Below are 2,617 nucleotides of genomic sequence, written 5' to 3'. Positions count from 1 at the left end.
TCCATTCGCCGCGTCCTTCGCGTCCGCCAACCCCTTCTGCCGCTCAGCCTCATCAGCCTGCCGCTGCCTCTCGGCCTCATCAGCCGCCGCGGAACCTGAATCCGAACCAGCGCTACCTCCAGCATCATCGGCGGGCGCACTACTCAGCGAAGCCGGAATCTTGACCTTGTCACCAGAGCCGCTCGGCAAGCCGCCACCACCCGTCCCCGAGCCCGGCGCGCCACTCCCCGACCCCGACAACGGCGCGAGCGCGCCATTCGCCGCATCCTTCGCGTCCGCCAACCCCTGCTGCCGCTCCTGCTCAGCCGCGTCAGCCGCCGAAGCCCCCTCGTCTCCAGCACCCGAGCCACCGCCACTACCGGCTTCACCGGCGGCCCTCTGGGCCGGAGTCATTTGCGCCAGTTTCCTGAGCTGGCGCGGCTCCGCGGGCCTAGTCGGCTCGCTCCCCCCGCCTGGAGCCACCGCGCCCGACGTATCCGGCACACCGAGGCCCTCCGTGGCGTCCAGGCCCTGCTCGTCACCAGGCTGGGACGCGGTCTGGACCGGCTCCTTCGTCAAATCTCCGACGCCGGCCGCCATCTGTTGCTGCAAACCGCTGTTCGCGTCAGCCGCCGCGTTTTCCTTCCGCCACTCCTGGTTCTCACCACCCGCGTCACGGAGCCCGTTCTTACCCGTACGACCGTCCTCCGCGTTTTCCTTCCGCCACTCCTGGTTCTCACCACTCGCATCACGGAGCCCGTTCTTACCCGTACGACCGTCCTCCGCGTTTTCCTTCCGCCACTCCTGGTTCTCACCACCCGCGTCACGGAGCCCGCTCTTACCCGTACGACCGCCGGAGTCCGTGGCACCGGGGGGCAAGGCGACGTTGAGCGTATCCAGCTCATTGCCACGGTCCGCGAAACGATCACGCCAATCCGCGAGGAGGTTACGGAGCGATTTGTACAGCTCGATCTCTTGCCGGTTGTACGCGTCTTGTGCCTGGACGGTCAGGGCGTCGACCTCCTCGCCGTACTCCGCCATGTTGATGGCATTCGCGTAATGCTCCGCGAGCTGCTTCTCGTAGTCGTGGGCTTGCTGCACGAAGTCCCAGAACGTGTTACTGAAGCTCTGGATGTCATGTCCGATATTGCCGAAGGTCGTGGCGAAGTCACGAGTGGTCAGCGTGTTGTAAACGTCCTCCCCGCCTTGGTAGATACTTTTCGCGAATTCACGAAAAGAGTCCGCCGCCTCGCCAGCGAAGTCCTTGAGGCCGGTGTATTCCCTTTGGAAGTCCTCGAGAACCCTTCCCAGAGTCCTCGTCGCCTCCGCGAAGTCGTCTTGCAGCTGATACCACATGTGGGACATGAGGTTGTTGGTGAGGTCCGTATGGGAGTTGGCGTCCCCCTGGTTGTGGACCATGTCATCTACCGCGCCGACGATTGCGGGCCAGGTTTGCAGGGCTTCTGGATCCCAGGCCGGCGGAGGGGTCTTGTCCTGCCCCACCCCGAGGGTGTTATTCGGTTCAGACATGATCTCGGTTCCTCACGGAAGTTTCCCTTGGTATGACTTACGAGGCGACCTTCAGTTCGCGTTCGAACTCAACTTCCGGTCAGGTGGACGTGTCCTCGAAGGGGTCGCCGTCCGTCGACTGGTCGTCGCCCGACGAAGGTTCACCGTTCTCTGACGACTCATCGGAAGTGCTGTCGCCTGCAGGTTGATCATCACCCGACGACTCATCGGCAGGCGACACCTCGTCCGGAGGAGCCGGATCGCCGGCAGACGAAGCGCCCGTGGACGACGTGCCGTTCGCGACACTGTCCTTCATTTCCTGGATGTCTTTTTTGATCTGGTCACTGTTGTCGCCGTCAGCGTTCTCAAGGTGATCGGCGACATTCCTCAACCCGTCACACATTTTCCGGAACGCGGTCGCCAAGATATCGGCCTGCGCCTGGGTCGCCCGGATCCTGTCCTCTACCAGGCGTTGCAGCGCCTGGCCGGGTTCCCATTTACCGGCGGTCGGCGGCTGGCTGTCGAGCTTGTTGAAAACCTGCATGACGCCGTCATCCATGAGGTTGCCGATACGATTCGCCGCCTCCCGTACGGCAGCGGGATCGAGTTGCGTCTGGTCGCCCATTCCTCGTCCTCTCCGCGGTACGAGGTGTGCCGGGCTGTTCCCAACCCGGCACACCCCATACCAGCTTCATCAAAACAGGTCTGCCAGTTTCCTGTCCTGGCCCTGGAAATCGTCACTACCGGTCTGCAGACTGAGAGTGAGCCTCTGCAGGGTTTCCGTGCTCTCCTGGAGATCCTGATCGATCTGCCCGGCAGCAATCCCGTAACGTTCGGAGCTGGCACCCAAGTACTGGTCCTGGTTCTGCTTGACCTGCTGCTTGAGTTGCTCCATCTCCTGAGTGATCTGGGCGTTGATGTTGAACATCTCCTGCACCGCCGCGTTCAGGGCATTGTGGTCATACCTGATGAGTCCATCGTTGGCAACCATCGACAATTCCTTTCGTTTCAGAGATATGGATGACCGAAGAAGTGCCTAGGGCGTGTCCTGGGGATCTTCATCGGAGGTGGAGGATGATGCAGGCGAGGATGATCTCGGCGCGGTGGTAGGCGGCTCGTTTGGCGAACC

General features: G+C 62.4%; 3 protein-coding genes. All 3 read right to left on the bottom strand.

All coding sequences use genetic code 11. The features are described 5' to 3' along the window. Positions 1–1,509 (bottom strand): hypothetical protein (locus ACIBTM_RS46385; protein WP_395883484.1); only part of this gene is annotated, 1,509 nt, incomplete at its 3' end. Positions 1,510–1,588: 79 nt separating this feature from the next. Then, a complete protein-coding gene (locus ACIBTM_RS46380) occupies positions 1,589–2,113 on the bottom strand; it encodes a hypothetical protein (protein WP_395883483.1) in 525 nt (174 codons plus the stop codon). A 69-nt stretch (positions 2,114–2,182) separates the two neighbouring features. Continuing rightward, positions 2,183–2,479: a WXG100 family type VII secretion target gene (locus tag ACIBTM_RS46375; protein ID WP_395883482.1), complete on the bottom strand. Its 297-nt coding sequence runs from the start codon at positions 2,477–2,479 to the stop codon at positions 2,183–2,185. Positions 2,480–2,617 lie beyond the last annotated feature (138 nt).

The sequence above is a fragment of the Amycolatopsis sp. NPDC049868 genome, from assembly GCF_044461365.1.
Lineage (GTDB): Bacteria > Actinomycetota > Actinomycetes > Mycobacteriales > Pseudonocardiaceae > Amycolatopsis.
The sequence above is the reverse complement of the archived record's forward strand: the minus strand, read 5'-3'. Positions and strand labels throughout refer to the sequence as shown.

Bases quoted from the DNA above. Each gene is read 5' to 3' on its own strand.
- ACIBTM_RS46380 (WP_395883483.1), bottom strand. From the start codon at position 2,113: ATGGGCGACCAGACGCAACTCGATCCCGCTGCCGTACGGGAGGCGGCG.
- ACIBTM_RS46375 (WP_395883482.1), bottom strand. From the start codon at position 2,479: ATGGTTGCCAACGATGGACTCATCAGGTATGACCACAATGCCCTGAAC.